This is a genomic window from Janthinobacterium sp. SUN137, from assembly GCF_030587265.1.
Lineage (GTDB): Bacteria > Pseudomonadota > Gammaproteobacteria > Burkholderiales > Burkholderiaceae_D > Janthinobacterium > Janthinobacterium kumbetense.
This window is the reverse complement of sequence record NZ_JAPWHZ010000001.1, coordinates 1,215,893-1,229,964: the sequence shown is the minus strand read 5'-3', so window position 1 is coordinate 1,229,964 and position 14,072 is coordinate 1,215,893. Positions and strand designations below refer to the sequence as shown.

14 protein-coding genes are annotated in these 14,072 nt (G+C 65.4%); 6 read left to right on the top strand and 8 right to left on the bottom strand.

What is annotated here, in order from left to right; genetic code table 11:
- Positions 1 to 11 precede the first annotated feature (11 nt).
- Both O3298_RS05605 and O3298_RS05600 read left to right on the top strand, forming a co-directional pair.
- Positions 12 to 1,313 carry a dihydroorotase gene (locus O3298_RS05605; protein ID WP_305058721.1) on the top strand — a complete coding sequence of 434 codons (1,302 nt, stop codon included), beginning with the start codon at positions 12 to 14 and terminating at the stop codon, positions 1,311 to 1,313.
- Between the two features lie 87 nt (positions 1,314 to 1,400).
- A complete protein-coding gene (locus tag O3298_RS05600; protein WP_305058720.1) occupies positions 1,401 to 2,147 on the top strand; it encodes a 1-acyl-sn-glycerol-3-phosphate acyltransferase in 747 nt (248 codons plus the stop codon).
- Here O3298_RS05600 and O3298_RS05595 read toward each other — a convergent pair.
- The 7 genes from O3298_RS05595 to O3298_RS05565 all read right to left on the bottom strand — a co-directional run bounded on the left by O3298_RS05595 (position 2,144) and on the right by O3298_RS05565 (position 8,583).
- Positions 2,144 to 2,908, bottom strand: coding sequence for an ABC transporter permease (locus tag O3298_RS05595; RefSeq protein ID WP_305058719.1), 765 nt, complete (start codon positions 2,906 to 2,908; stop codon positions 2,144 to 2,146). The two genes, O3298_RS05600 and O3298_RS05595, sit on opposite strands and share 4 nt — an antisense overlap.
- Before the next feature lie 2 nt (positions 2,909 to 2,910).
- A complete protein-coding gene (locus O3298_RS05590) occupies positions 2,911 to 4,155 on the bottom strand; it encodes an ABC transporter substrate-binding protein (RefSeq protein WP_305058718.1) in 1,245 nt (414 codons plus the stop codon).
- Positions 4,156 to 4,172: 17 nt separating this feature from the next.
- The gene (locus O3298_RS05585; RefSeq protein WP_289917274.1) at positions 4,173 to 4,973 is read right to left on the bottom strand and encodes an ABC transporter ATP-binding protein; all 801 of its coding nucleotides are present in this window, start codon (positions 4,971 to 4,973) and stop codon (positions 4,173 to 4,175) included.
- Positions 4,970 to 6,055, bottom strand: a complete 1,086-nt coding sequence (locus O3298_RS05580) for an acyl-CoA dehydrogenase family protein (protein ID WP_305058717.1) — start codon at positions 6,053 to 6,055, stop codon at positions 4,970 to 4,972. Before O3298_RS05580 ends, O3298_RS05585 begins: the two co-directional genes overlap by 4 nt.
- A gap of 1 nt (position 6,056) precedes the next feature.
- Entirely contained in the window at positions 6,057 to 6,611 is a 555-nt protein-coding gene (locus O3298_RS05575; RefSeq protein ID WP_099666548.1) for a carboxymuconolactone decarboxylase family protein, read from the bottom strand.
- Between the two features lie 118 nt (positions 6,612 to 6,729).
- Complete coding sequence (locus O3298_RS05570; RefSeq protein WP_289917271.1) at positions 6,730 to 7,650, bottom strand: AraC family transcriptional regulator; 921 nt, start codon at positions 7,648 to 7,650, stop codon at positions 6,730 to 6,732.
- Between the two features lie 93 nt (positions 7,651 to 7,743).
- Complete coding sequence (locus O3298_RS05565) at positions 7,744 to 8,583, bottom strand: symmetrical bis(5'-nucleosyl)-tetraphosphatase (protein WP_289917268.1); 840 nt, start codon at positions 8,581 to 8,583, stop codon at positions 7,744 to 7,746.
- Between the two features lie 451 nt (positions 8,584 to 9,034).
- On the opposite strand from O3298_RS05565, the gene O3298_RS05560 reads away from it, so the two are divergent.
- The 4 genes from O3298_RS05560 to waaA all read left to right on the top strand — a co-directional run bounded on the left by O3298_RS05560 (position 9,035) and on the right by waaA (position 13,140).
- Positions 9,035 to 9,343 (top strand): H-NS histone family protein, encoded by a 309-nt coding sequence (locus O3298_RS05560; protein WP_289917266.1) that lies wholly within the window; start codon positions 9,035 to 9,037, stop codon positions 9,341 to 9,343.
- Positions 9,344 to 9,434: 91 nt separating this feature from the next.
- Positions 9,435 to 10,817: a phosphomannomutase/phosphoglucomutase gene (locus tag O3298_RS05555; RefSeq protein ID WP_305058716.1), complete on the top strand. Its 1,383-nt coding sequence runs from the start codon at positions 9,435 to 9,437 to the stop codon at positions 10,815 to 10,817.
- A gap of 4 nt (positions 10,818 to 10,821) precedes the next feature.
- Entirely contained in the window at positions 10,822 to 11,844 is a 1,023-nt protein-coding gene (gene waaC, locus O3298_RS05550) for a lipopolysaccharide heptosyltransferase I (RefSeq protein WP_305058715.1), read from the top strand.
- Positions 11,845 to 11,862: 18 nt separating this feature from the next.
- The gene (waaA, locus tag O3298_RS05545) at positions 11,863 to 13,140 is read left to right on the top strand and encodes a lipid IV(A) 3-deoxy-D-manno-octulosonic acid transferase (protein ID WP_305058714.1); all 1,278 of its coding nucleotides are present in this window, start codon (positions 11,863 to 11,865) and stop codon (positions 13,138 to 13,140) included.
- Here the strand turns inward: waaA and O3298_RS05540 are convergent.
- A complete protein-coding gene (locus O3298_RS05540; RefSeq protein WP_305058713.1) occupies positions 13,137 to 14,060 on the bottom strand; it encodes a M48 family metallopeptidase in 924 nt (307 codons plus the stop codon). The genes waaA and O3298_RS05540 overlap by 4 nt on opposite strands.
- Positions 14,061 to 14,072: the final 12 nt, after the last annotated feature.

Here is a 14,072-nt window from a genome sequence, read left to right as displayed (position 1 = left end):
AGTAAGCGAGCATGACGACACTACATATCAAGAATGGCCACCTGATCGACCCTGCCAACGGCATCGATGGCTTGCAAGACCTGTTTATCGCCGACGGCAAGGTGCTGGCCGTGGGCAGCGCCCCGGCCGGTTTCAAGGCTGATACTACCTTTGACGCGGCCGGCCTGGTGGTCTCCCCCGGCCTGGTCGACCTGTCCGCGCGCCTGCGCGAGCCGGGCTACGAATACAAGGCAACGCTGGAATCGGAATTGCAGGCAGCTCTCCAGGGCGGCGTCACGAGCCTGGTCTGCCCGCCCGACACCGATCCCGTGCTCGACGAGCCGGGCCTGGTGGAAATGCTGAAATACCGCGCCAAGACGCAGAACAAGGCGCACGTGCATCCGTTGGGCGCACTGACCATGGGATTGAAGGGCAAGTCGCTGACGGAAATGGCCGAATTGACGGAAGCGGGCTGCATCGGCTTCGCGCAGGCGGAAGAGCCGATCGAAGACACCACTGTGCTGCTGCGCGCCATGCAGTACGCGAACACCTTCGGCTACACGGTCTGGCTGCGCCCGCAAGACCCGCACATCGGCCGCGGCGGCATCGCCCATAGCGGTCCGCTGGCATCGCGCCTGGGCCTGTCCGGCGTGCCCGTGATGTCCGAAACCATCGCGCTGCACACGATCTTTGAGCTGATGCGCGCCAGCCGCGCGCGCGTGCACCTGTGCCGCATTTCGTCGGCGGCGGGCCTGGAACTGATCCGCGCCGCCAAGGCCGAAGGCTTGCCTGTCACCTGCGACGTGGGCGTGCACCATGTGCACCTGACGGACGTCGATATCGGTTTCTTCGACCCGAACGCGAGGGTCACGCCGCCGTTCCGCAGTCAGCGCGACCGCGATGCGATCCGCGCCGGCCTGCTCGACGGTACGGTCGACGCCATGTGCTCGGACCACACGCCCGTCGACGACGATGAAAAATTGCTGCCGTTCGGCGAAGCGTCGCCCGGCGCCACGGGCCTGGAACTGCTGCTGTCGCTGGCCCTGAAATGGGCCGACGACTATGCGCTGGCGCAGCCGCAGGCGGGCGCCCGTCCGCTGGCGCGCGCCGTAGCCAAGGTCACGTCCGACGCGGCCCGTGTCGCCGGCATCCCGGCCGGCAGTCTGGCCGTGGGCGAAGCGGCCGACATCTGCGTCTTCGACCCCGCCGCGCGCTGGACCGTGTCGTCGGCGTCGCTGGCCAGCCAGGGCAAGCACACGCCTTTCCTCGGCTATGAGCTGAGCGGCATCGTCAAGGCGACCATCGTCGCCGGACAGGTGGCGTTTCAGCGTTAAAAAATCAGATCCGTGGACCGGGGCACGCTGCCCCGGCATCCCTTGTCTGCTCCCGGATTTCGGTTCTGGTTTATTTGTTGGTGTGATTTGAAACTTCTGCTTACCTACCGCCTCGCGCGCATCGCCATTCACCTGAGCTGCGGCATGGCCAAGAGCGCCGTGCTCTTTCCCTGGCTGGACCTGGAGGGCCGCAACCGGCGCATCCGCCGCTGGTCGACGCAGCTGCTCGACATCTGCGGCGTGCACGTGGCGCAGCCGGCAGACAGCGTGCCGGCGCTCGACCATGCGATGGTGGTGGCGAACCACGTGTCGTGGCTCGATATCTTCGTCATCAATGCCGTGCACCCCTGCCGTTTCGTCGCCAAGGCGGAAATCCGGGCCTGGCCCATCCTGGGCTGGCTGGCGGGGCGCGCCGGCACCATCTTCATTTCGCGCGGCAGCAAGCGCGATTTGCGCCTGATCTTCCAGGGCCTGGTGGATAAATTGACGGCGGGCGAGCGCATCGCGTTCTTCCCCGAAGGCACCACCGCCGCGCAGGGACAGATACTGCCGTTTCACGCCAACCTGTTCGAGGCGGCCATCGACGCGCAAGTGCCGGTGCAGCCGTTCGCGCTCGTGTATGTGGATGACAAGGGAGCACTGCACCACGCCGTCGACTTCATCGGCGAAATGAGTTTTGTGCAAAGCATGGTGGCAATCCTGAGCGGCCCGCCCATCACGGCGCGCCTGACCTGTCTGGCGCCAGTGGCGACGCTCGATGCGCACCGGCGCGAACTGGCGACGGCAACGCAGGCGGCGGTGGCCGCCGCGCTGCCGCTGGAAAAAACCGCCTAGTTTTTGACGTGCAGCCAGCGCGCATGCGCTGCGCGGGCCAGGTAGTCGAGGATAAATCCAAGTATGCCGATCAGCACAATGGCGGCCATCAGCTCCGAATACGCGAGCCGGTCGCGCGTATCGAGGATGAAGTAGCCGAGACCGGCCGACACGCCCAGCATTTCCGCCGGCACCAGCACGATCCAGATGATGCCGATGGCCAGGCGCACGCCCGTCAGGATGTCGGCCGTAATGCCCGGCAAAATCACCTTGAAGACGATTTCGCTGCGCGTGGCCGACAGGCTGCGCGCCAGCAGCAGCCAGTTCGGATCGAGCCGCGCCACGCCGGCCGCCGTATTGAGCAAAATCGGCCAGACTGCCGCAAACGCCAGCAGGAAGTACACGGGCGCGTCGCCGACGCCCAGCACCATCACGGCGATCGGCATCCACGACAGTGGCGAAATCATGCGCAGCAGCTGGAACAGCGGCATGGCCGCGCCGGAAAAACTATTCGACATGGCCACCAGCACGCCCAGCGGCACGCCGATGACGATCGCCAGTCCCAGGCCCACGGCCACCCTTTGCAGGCTCAATACCACATGCAGCCAGATATCCGAGCCGCCCAGCATCTCCTTGAACGCCAGCGCCGTGGGCAAGGGCGCGAAGGCGGTGGCGATGGGCGTGGATTTCTCCAGCGCTGTCACGCCCATGGACCACAGCAGCAAGGCACAGGCCAGCCCCACGAGGGGCAGGCCGAACTTCGTGAACAACTTGCTTGCCATCGTCAGACCGCCACGGTTTCGCTGCGCAGCAGGTTGGCCGGCAAGCCGAAGGCGGCCGGGCCGCCGACTGCCGCGATGGCCTTGCGCACGAAGCGGTCATCGACCAGGTCGCGCGCGGCGAACTTCGGATCGAGGTTGGCCAGGAAGCGCGTATCGCCTTCCACCTTGGTACGGCCGATGGCGCGCACCAGTTCTTCCGTGTACGAGGCAAACGGATATGGCTGGAAGTCGATGCGGCGCTGCTGCCAGTTCTTGTGCACGATCAGGCCCTGCTTTTCATAGCCGGCGTAATCGGTGGTGGCCAGCACCTTGGTCAGCACCTGCAGCGGATGCGGCGTGTAGCGGTGTTCGCCCACGTTCGACAGCAGCTTGGCCGTGTCGACCTGGTTCGAACGCGTCCACAGCTGCGCCTTGACGATGGCGTTGGTGACCTTCTGCGCCCATTCCGGACGCGTGTTGATGTCGCGCTCGGACAGGAAGGTGACGCAGCACGCATGGTTTTTCCACACGTCGCCCGAGAAGCGCAGTATCTTGCCGATGCCGGCGTTTTCCGCCGCCGCATTGAACGGTTCGGCCACGATGTAACCGGCAATCGACTTGCTGGCCAGTGCCGAGACCATTTCGGCCGGCGCCAGCACGATCAGGTTGACTTCATTCGGCTTGATGGCCGCATTGCGCGCCCGCGTGACCGGGGTCAGGCCGTTCGAGGACAGGATCTGTTGCAGCAGGATGTTGTGGATCGAGTACCAGAACGGGATGGCGACCGTGCGGCCGCCCAGGTCGGAGACCTTGTTGATCTCGTTGGCCACCGTCAGCGCGGAACCGTTGACGTGGTTCCAGGCGACGACTTTCGCGGGGAACTTGGCGCCGTAGCGCACCCACAGGGTGGCTGGCGAAAGCAGGTGGATGACGTTGACCTGGCCGGCGACGAAGGCTTCGATGATCTGCGCCCAGCTGCGGAACAAACGCGGCGTCTCCGCCTGCAGGCCTTCCGCTTCAAACAGCTTGCGGGCGTGGGCGACGAGCAGCGGGGTGGCGTCGGTAATCGGCAGGTAGCCGATTTTCACGGGCTGGTCGTCGCCTTTCGGGCCTTGCTGGGCCATGGCGTCACCGGCGAACAGCAGGGGAGAGGCCACGCTGGCCGTGGCCAGGGCCGACATGCGCAGGAAGTCGCGCCGCGTCAGGCCGCAGTCGCAATCGGACGAGGCGCAGATATGCAGGGGTTTGTTTTGATCTTCGAATGTCATGGGAAGGTTCCGGTCGATTAATTGGGAGCGAAGGCGGGCGTTTGATCCTGCTTTTGCAGCGCCTGCAGGGCCTCGAGGATGTCCATCTTGAGGGCGATGACGTCGGCGCTGTGGCCGATGCGGGGCTGGGCGATGGCGACGGGCCATTCGCGCACGATGTTGCCCGGCTTGCCGCCCATCAGCAAAATGCGGTCCGCCACGAGGATGGCTTCGTCGATATCGTGCGTGACGAGCAGCACGGCCGTGTGCCAGCGGTGCACCACGTCGACCAGCAGCGATTGCATCTCGGCGCGCGTGATGGCGTCGAGTGCGGAAAACGGCTCATCGGCGAACAGCAGTTCCGGTTCGCGCGCCAGCGCACGGGCCAACGCCACGCGCTGCGCCATGCCGCCCGAGAGGGCGGATGGATACAGCTTTTCGCGTCCCTTCAAGCCCACCGCCTCAATGGCTTGCGCCACGCGTGCCTGGTGCGCCTCGCGCGTGAGCTGCGGCTGGTGCTTGAAGTCCAGGCCGAAGCCTGCGTTGCCCGTGACGTTCAGCCAGGGTAGCAGGCTGGCTTGCTGGAACACGAGGGCGCTGCGCGGGTCCGGTTCGCGCATGGGCGCGTCGAGGAATTGAATCTCGCCCGTGGACGGCGGCTGCAGGCCGGCCAGCACGCGCAGCAGGCTCGATTTGCCGCAGCCGCTGCCGCCCAGCAGGCAGACGATTTCACGCTTGCGCACGCCCAGCGAGACGTGCTGGAACACGGGCGCGCTGCGCGCATAGGCGTAGCTCAGGTCCTGCGCCTGCAGCGCCCAGTCTTGCGTCGCTGCCGTCATGCCGGGGCTCCCGCCGCCTTGGCCGCCTGCTGGCTGTCGAACAGCTGCAAGGCTGCCTGCAATTGCGTCAGGCTGGGAGTGACGATGGGGATGAACGACGATTCGCGCCAGCGGCGGGCAAAGCCCTGCTGCTCGGCGTTCAGGTAGGCGCGCCCGCCCATGGCCTGCAGTTCCAGCATCAGCGCCTGCTGCAGTACGTCGGCCAGCTGTATGCGCAGGCGGAACATGGCCGGCGCCTGCGTCTTGAAGCGGCCATCGTGCACGCCGGCCAGCAAGGTCGCGACGGCGGCCTCCAGGGTCGCTTGCAGCGCTTCGATGCGCGGCGTAAGCTGGTTGCGCGAGCCGGCGGAAATTTGCGCCGCTTTGGCCAGGCTGGCGCGCGCCAGGCCGATCGACAGGCCGCACTGCATGCCGAGGAACGATGGGCGCACCTGCGGCAGCCAGGCCGGCGCGTTGTCGCTGATGATGTCCGCGGCGCGAATGTGCACCTGCGTCAGCTTGACGGAAGCGGTATTGCTGCCGCGTAAGGCGATCAGGTCCAGGTCGTCGCTGCGCTGCACGCCTGCCGTGCTGCTGTCGAAGGCAACGATGACGGGTGGCGCGCCGTCGTTCGGCGCCACGGCGGCTGCCGCGACAAAGCCCGCCTTGCGCAAGTTTGTCACCCAGGCCAGGCCGCCGTCGACCAGCAAGCCGTCATCATGGCGCGCGCCCGTGATTTGCAGCTGCTCGATGCCGGACAAGAATTTCATGGCGTTCGACAAACCGCTGGCGCCCGCCTGCGTGCCTGCCAGCAGGCCAGGCAAGCGGCGCTCGGCCAGGGCGCGGTTCCCGCTTTGCAGCAGGAATTCGATGAAGCAGCGCTGGCCCCAGAAAACAAAGGCCGCCGTCACCGATTGTTCGGCCACGTTGGCGATGGCGTCGATGGCGTCGCGTACGTCGCCGCCCGCGCCGCCGTGTTCCTGCGGCACGCCGATGGCCAGCAACTGGTCGCCAGCGAGGGCCGGCAAAATGGTTTCAGCCAGGTCCGACGATTGGTCCAACTGGTCGGCATGCGTGTGCAGCCAGTGATTGAGGTGGCCCATGTCAGACGGCGCCAGGCAGGTAGGGCGTCAATTGCGGATTGACGGGCGTGCCGGCCAGGCTGTTGGAGAAATTGCACAGGGTGGCCAGGCTGATGCCCAGCACCACTTCCAGCGCCTGCTGTTCGTTGTAGCCGGCCGCCAGGAAGGTTTGGTATTCGGCGTCGCTGACGGCGCCGCGCGTGGCAATGACGGCCGTGGCGAAGGCGGCGACGGCGTCGAGCTTTGTATCGCCCGTCGGCTGGCCATGCTGCAGCGCGCGCACCGTGTCCGGTGTCTGGCCCGCTTTTTTCAGCGAGATTGCGCTATGGCCGGCGATGCAGAAATCGCAGCCGTGGATGCGCGCGGCCGTGATTTGCACCACTTCGCGTTCCATTAACGTCAGGCTGGCGCGCGCATTGATGCCGGAGACGGTCAGATAGGTTTCCAGGGCCAGCGGGGCATTGGCCAGCACGCCGATCAGGTTGGGCAGGAAGCCATTGTTGGCGATGGCCTTTTCCACGAAGGGGCGGCTATCGGCCGGGGCGGTATCGAGAGTGTGCAGCGTCAGACGGGACATGGGGTACCTTGCTAAGTTGGTAAGTCACTCATGCATTATATCGGCCATGCCGTGCAGGTAACAGACGTCAGCGTCGTCCTTTTGTGCTCGTTCGTCTGCGATTGTGCGATCCTTGATTTCAGCTGGCCAGTTGGCGCTGGCGCTGGTCGCGCCGGTAGGCGCCTGGCTGTTCGCCCGTGACCCGCTTGAACGCGCGCGTAAAGGCGGCGTGCGAGCGGTAGCCCACCAGTTCGGCCGCGCGTTCGACGGAGACGCCATCGTGCAGGCGCCGCGCGGCGATCTTCATGCGCAGCAGGAGCAGGAACTGGGCCGGCGAGTGGCCGCTGGCGCTGGCGAAATGCTTGCAGAAGCTGGCGCGCGACATGCACGCGGCCTTGGCCATGTTCTCGATCGACCAGTCATCGGCGGGGGCGTCGAGCATGCGTTCGAGCAGCGGTGAAAATGCGGGCTGGTGCAGCAGCGACAGCAGGCCGGCCGCCACCTGCTCGCCCTGCGCCACATGGCGTATCAGGTAAAAGAACAGCAGTTCGACCAGGCGCGCGATGAGCGGCGACGGTTGTTCCGGGTCGCCGCCGGCTTCCGCCAGGATCAGGTCGAACAGCGCGGCAGCGGCGCTGAAGGCGGGCGCGTCGCCGCGTATCAGCAGGTACGGCGGGAAGGAGTCGACGATCAGCGCGGAGAGGGCGCCGCGAAATTGAAAGAAGCCGCAGGCCAGCGCCGTCGCCGGCTGGTCCGTGGACGACTGCAGCGGCAGCATGGCTTGCGCGCTGACCGCCTGCAGCGGGTCGCTGTGTGGGCTGAGGAAGTGCGGCAAGTCGCGCAGCAGGAAGACGCCGTCGCGCGGGCCGAGCGCAATCGGCGCCGCCCCGTCGAGGTGCAGATAGCAGTGGCCATCGAGCACCAAGTGAAAGCTGCCCAGTTCCCGGCCCGCCGTGGAGGCGCGCCAGCGGCCGCAGTACTGGCCTACATGCAGGACGGCGGTGTCGAGCTCCAGGCTGCCGAGCAGCCAGCGCGCCAGTCTGTCGGTATCAGGATGCATGGGATCGCAAAGGCAAAAGTTGCATCATACGGGCTGCGCGCGGCAAGGCCAACGACCGATTTCGACTAAGCATATGCGCGCCATGCTTGCCATTTAGCGCTTGCCGCTGTGCTGCTGGAAGGCGGGGCAGGCGACTTGCAGCAGCGAGCGGTCTTCCAGGCACACGGCCGACAGTTTGCCACCCCAGACGCAGCCGCTATCGAGTCCGATCAGGTGCTCCCGCAGCTGCAGTCCCAGCGCCGACCAGTGGCCGAAGACGATGGTGTCGCCGGCGCTGCGCCGTCCCGGCACGTCGAACCACGGCAGCAGGCCGGAGCCCGGCGGTGGGCTGCCGCTCTCCTTCATCTTGAAGTCCATCACGCCTTCCGGCGTGCAAAAGCGTAGCCGCGTCATGGCGTTGACGATGCAGCGCAGCCGGTCGGCGCCCTGCAGGTCGTCGCGCCAGGCGGCCGGCTCGTTGCCGTACATGGTGCGCAGGAAGGCCACCCAGCCGTCGCTGCGCAGCATCGCGGACACTTCCCCGCTCAGGGACAGGGCCTGGGCCGCGCTCCATTGCGGCAGCAAGCCCGCATGCACGAGCACGTGGCCGTCGTGCTCCAGTGCCAACGGCCGCTGGCGCAGCCAGTTGATCAACTCGTCGCGGTCGGGTGCGTCGAGGATCTCGGCCAGCGTATCGGACGCATGCTCGGGGCGGATGCCGTTGGCCACGGCCAGCAGGTGCAAGTCATGGTTGCCCAGGACGCTGTCGGCCAGGCCCTGCTGCGCTAGCGCGTGCACGTGGCGCAGCGTGGCCAGCGAGGCCGGGCCGCGGTTGATCAGGTCGCCCGCGAACAGCAGGCGGTACGGGCCATTCGCCGCCGCCTGGATCCGTTCGATCAGTTCGATGGTTTGTGCATGGCAGCCTTGCAGATCGCCGATAAAGTAAGTTTTCATATGTGCCAGGGTGAAGTGAACTACGCGCCTGCATTATAAGCATGCCTGCCCTTTGGTGTTGGGTGCATTCCTGGTCGGTACCCGATTGCGCGCACGGCTGGCGGGAAGAGAAGCGGATACCGATTATGCTGTCGGAAATTTAATGGGGGGCATTTCCCGCTGGCATATATCGATAATCATCCGCCAGCGCGTTTATCGGAATGGATAGCCGCGCCACGCTGGTCTTGCAAGCGGGCTGCGCAGGAAGTCGGAATGCCACTCATCCATGTTTATTTATTTTCTGCGCGTACTTTCGGCATATTTTTCATTGAATCTTAATGTGGAGCAGATAAATAAGCCGATAGCCGTGATTCAATAGGCGATGGATTATGCAATGCTGCGCAGATGTTTATGCAATGTAGTATATTTCACGCTTATTTTATTATTTAAATTAATATAAAGGATGTACGGGATGGATCTGTCTACGATGACGATGCTGGAATTGCGCAAGCTGGAAGATAATATCAAGCAGGAATTGAACAGCCGCGAACGTGAAGATTTGAACAAGGCGCGCGAACAGATCATGGCCATCGCGCAGCAGGCGGGCATTCCGCTGAAACAACTGATACTCGACGGCTTGCACCCGCGCACGGGCAAAGTCGCGGTGCGTTACCGCCATCCTGACAATGCGACCGAACAATGGACAGGCCGTGGCCGCCAGCCTCTGTGGGTCAGGCAATGGGTGGAATCGGGCAAGTCGATCGATCTGCTGCGCGTATAATTCGGTATACTCTTGGCGCAGTAGCAAGCTGTCAGTCCCGCGCTGCACCTCGCCAGGCACCCTATTTGACCCTCTTTATACCGCCCACACCATGCTTCCATTGTCCAGAACGATCTTCAAGGCCTACGATATTCGCGGCATCATCGCTAAAACCCTCGATGCCAGCGTGGCCCACAAGATCGGTCAGGCATTTGGCCAGGCCGCTCTGGCCAAGGGCGAGCAGCGGGTCGTGATCGGCCGCGATGGCCGCCTGTCGGGGCCGGAATTGACGGCGGCGCTGGCGCAGGGCTTGCAAGCTGCAGGCGTCGACGTGATCGACCTGGGCGTGGTGGCCACGCCGATGGTCTACTTCGGCACGAATGTGCTCGACACGCGTTCCGGCATCATGGTCACGGGCAGCCACAATCCGCCCGACTACAACGGCTTCAAGATGGTGCTGGCCGGTGAAGCCATTCACGGCGAAGCGATCCAGGCCCTGTACCACAGCATCGTCGCGCACGACGGCAGCGCCAGCAGCACGCCAGGCAACTATGCCACGCACGATATCCGCGCCGCCTACCTGGAGCGCATCCTGGGTGACGTCAAGCTGGCGCGCCCGATCAAGATCGCCGTCGATTGCGGCAATGGCGTGGCCGGCGCATTCGCGGGCGACCTGTTCCGCGGCATGGGCTGCGAAGTCATCGAACTGTTCTGCGAAGTCGATGGCAATTTCCCGAACCACCACCCGGACCCGGCGCATCCGGAAAACCTGCAAGACCTGATCCGCTGCCTGGCCGAGACGGATGCCGAAATCGGCATCGCCTTCGACGGCGACGGCGACCGCCTGGGCGTGGTCACCAAGGATGGCCAGATCATCTACCCTGACCGCCAGATGATGCTGTTCGCCGCCGACGTGCTGACCCGCCATCCGGGCGCGCAGATTCTGTATGACGTCAAATGCACGCGCCACCTGGCGCCTTACATCACCAAGCATGGCGGCGTGCCGCTGATGTACAAGACGGGCCACTCGCTGGTAAAAGCCAAGCTGCGTGAAACGGGTGCGCCGCTGGGTGGCGAAATGAGCGGCCATATCTTCTTCAAGGACCGCTGGTACGGTTTCGACGACGGCCTGTATTCGGCTGCGCGCCTGCTGGAAATCCTCACGCGCGAAGCCGATCCATCGGCCTTGCTGAACTCCCTGCCGCAGTCCGACAGCACGCCCGAACTGCACCTGGAGCTGAAGGAAGGCGAGAATGTCGCGCTGATGGACATGCTGCGCCGCGACGCCGTCTTCCCCGGCAATGAGCAGATCATCACCATCGACGGCTTGCGCGTGGAGTATGCGGATGGTTTCGGCCTGGCCCGCTCGTCGAACACCACGCCGGTGATCGTCATGCGCTTCGAAGCAGAAACGCCGGCAGCGCTGGCGCGCATCCAGGGACAGTTCAAGAGCGTGATCCTGGCCGCCAAGCCAGACGCTGTGCTGCCGTTCTGACAGCATGGCCGGCCAAGCTGGCGCACAGGCGCCCTTGAAAATCCTGCTGGTGCGGGTGTCCTCGCTGGGCGACGTACTGCATAACCTGCCGATGGTGGCGGATATCGCCCGCCATTATCCGGATGCGACCATCGACTGGGTGGTCGAAGAGGGTTATGTCAGCCTGGTGCGCCTGAATCCGCGCGTGGGCACCATCTTCCCGTTCGCGCTGCGGCGCTGGCGCAAGAGCCTGGGCAAGAAAGAAACGCGCGCGGAAATCGCTGCCTTCTTCCGCAGCCTGCGGCAGACGCGCTACGATTATGTGTTCGATACCCAGGGCTTGCTCAAGACGGGCATCATCATGGGTGCCGCGCGCCTGGCGCCGGGCGGACAGAAAGTCGGCCTGGCCAATGGCAGCGAAGGCTCCGGCTACGAAGGCATCTCGCGCATTTTTCATACGAAAAGCATTCCGCTCGATCCGCGTACACATGCGGTAGCGCGCGGCCGCCTGGTGGCCGGCGCGGCGCTCGGCTATACGGTCGATACGCCGGCCGATTTCGGCTTGCCCGACGTGTCGGGCAGCGAAGCGCGTCCGGACTGGATGGGCGAGGCGCCCTACTGCGTGTATTTCCACGGCACGGCGCGCGACGCCAAGAAGTGGGCGCCGGAAAACTGGATCGCCCTGGGCCACGCGCTCGCTCCCATGCCGATTTTGCTGCCCTGGGGTTCGCCCAAGGAAAAGGCGGAAGCCGAACAACTGGCGGCCAGCCTGCCCAACGCGCGCCTGCTGCCGAAGCTGTCGATGGAAGACGCCACCCTGCTGGCGCGCCATGCGGCGCTGGTGATCGGCGTCGACACGGGCCTGACGCATATCGCCGCCGCCTTTGTACGTCCGACGGTGGAAATCTATGCCGATTCGCCGCTGTGGAAAACGGAAGGCAACTGGTCGCCGAAAATCATCAACCTGGGCGACAAAGGCGCGCCGCCCGGCGTGCCGGAAGTGCTGGCCGCGGCGCGGCGCCTGCTGGCCGACCATCCTCCCGCCTGACTTCAACATCAAACAAACATGCGACTTCTTTATACCCTTGCCTGGTGGCTGGCCTTGCCCCTGGTGCTGGCGCGGCTGTGGCTGCGCGGACGCCAGGAACCTGGCTACCGCCAGCACTGGGGCGAGCGTCTGGGCTTTTATGGACGCCGGCCGACATCCGCTACCGACACCATCTGGCTGCACGCCGTCTCCGTCGGCGAGACGCGCGCGGCCGAGCCGTTGATCGATGCGCTGCTGGCCACATGGCCCGCGTGCCGCATCGTCCTCACGCACATGACGCCGACGGGGCGCGCCACGGGAAAATCCCTGTTCGCCAGACACGGCGCGCGCCTCGTGCAAAGCTACCTGCCGTATGACACGGGCGCCATGCCGGCCCGTTTCATCCGCCATTTCGCGCCGCGCATCTGCATCCTGATGGAGACTGAAGTGTGGCCAAACCTGATCCACCAATGCAATCGCTACAAAGTGCCCGTGGTGCTGGCCAATGCGCGCCTGTCGCAGCGATCGCTGGGCAAGGCGCAGCGCCTGGGGAAACTCATCGCCGATGCGGCGCGCGGCATCACCCTGGTCGCGGCGCAGACGCAGGACGACGCCGATCGCGTGCGCCAGCTGGGCGTGCGTGACGTGGTGGTCACGGGCAGCATCAAGTTCGACGTCGTCGTGCCCGAGGCGGTGCTGGCGACAGGCGCCTGGCTGCGCGGCGCCATCGGCACACGTCCCGTGCTGCTGTGCGCCAGCACGCGCGAAGGGGAAGAGCAACTGATTCTCGACGCCTTGGGCCGCGCCAGCCTGCCAGCGAATGCGCTGCTGTTGATCGTGCCGCGCCATCCGCAGCGCTTCGACGAGGTGGAAAAGCTCATCGCGGCGCAGGGCCTGGCCGTGCAGCGCAGGTCTGGCATGGCGCAGGGCGATGCCGTGGCGGCGGGCACGCAGGTGCTGCTGGGCGACTCGATGGGCGAGATGTTTGCGTATTATGCGGCCTGCGATTGCGCTTTCGTGGGCGGCAGCCTGCTGCCGCTGGGTGGTCAAAACCTGATCGAGCCGGCGGCCCTGGGCAAGCCCGTGCTGATCGGCCCCCACACCTTCAATTTTGCGCTGGTGACCGAGCAGGCGATTGCCGCAGGCGGTGCCGCGCTGGTGGCGGACGCCGACGCGCTGATGGCGCAGGCGGCGGCCCTGCTGCAGGATCCCGCGCGTCTGGCGGCCATGGGAGAAAAAGCGCTGGCGTTTGCCAGCCAGCACCGGGGCGCCACGCCGCGCACGATCGCTGCGATCCAGCCTTTGCTGCCAGCTTAATTGAACAGGACTGGCAATTCCTGCGAGCGTTTTCTGAGCGCCTGCTTGGCTCCATCGTAATCGGGATAGATCGATTCCACGGTGGCCCAGAAGCGGGGGCTGTGGTTCATTTCCAGCAGATGCGACAGTTCGTGCGCCACCACGTAGTCGATGAGCGGCAGGGCGAAATGGATCAGGCGCCAGTTCAGGCGGATCTTGCGCTCGATGGTGCAGCTGCCCCAGCGCGTGCCGGCCGATGACAGCGACAATGAATCGTAGCGCACGCCCAGCTTGTCCGCATAGACGTCCAGGCGCGACTCGAACAGCTGGCGCGCCTCGTGCTGGAACCAGCCCTTCACTTTTTCCTTCAACTGCTGCTCGCTGCCCGTGGGCGTGACCCATACGTGCAGTTCATTCGTCTCGCGCTGGAAGCTGGCACGGTGGCGCGGCGCCTGGTGCAGGCGCAAGGTGATGTCGCCGCCAAGATACGGCAGCACGGCGCCGTCGACCCATGCCACGGGCGGGCGCTGCTGGCGCTGCACCTTGCGTTCGCCCCGTTCCAGCAGTTTCGAGACGATCCAGCCTTGCTTGGCGCGGATGGCGTTGTCGATTTCGGCCAGGGTGACGCGCTTGGGCGCCGTGACGCGCAAGCCGTTATCGTCGATCATGAAGCCGATGGAGCGGCGCGTGGAACGGCGCAGGGCAAATTCGACGAGGTGGCTGCCCAGTTGCAGCTGGCGCAGTGGCGGGCCATCGGCGGTGCGTGGCGGGGAAGGCAGGGGAGGCGAGGCAGGACGAGCGATGGGGGGCGCGGGTGCCACTAGCGGTGGCGCCACGGGCGGCGCTGGCGGTGCCGTGGGGCGCGCCGCCGGGGGCGTGCTGGTCGAGACGTCATGCGCGAACAAATCCAGTTGCTGGTCGCCGACCCTGATGGTCTTCATCTGCTGGCGCAG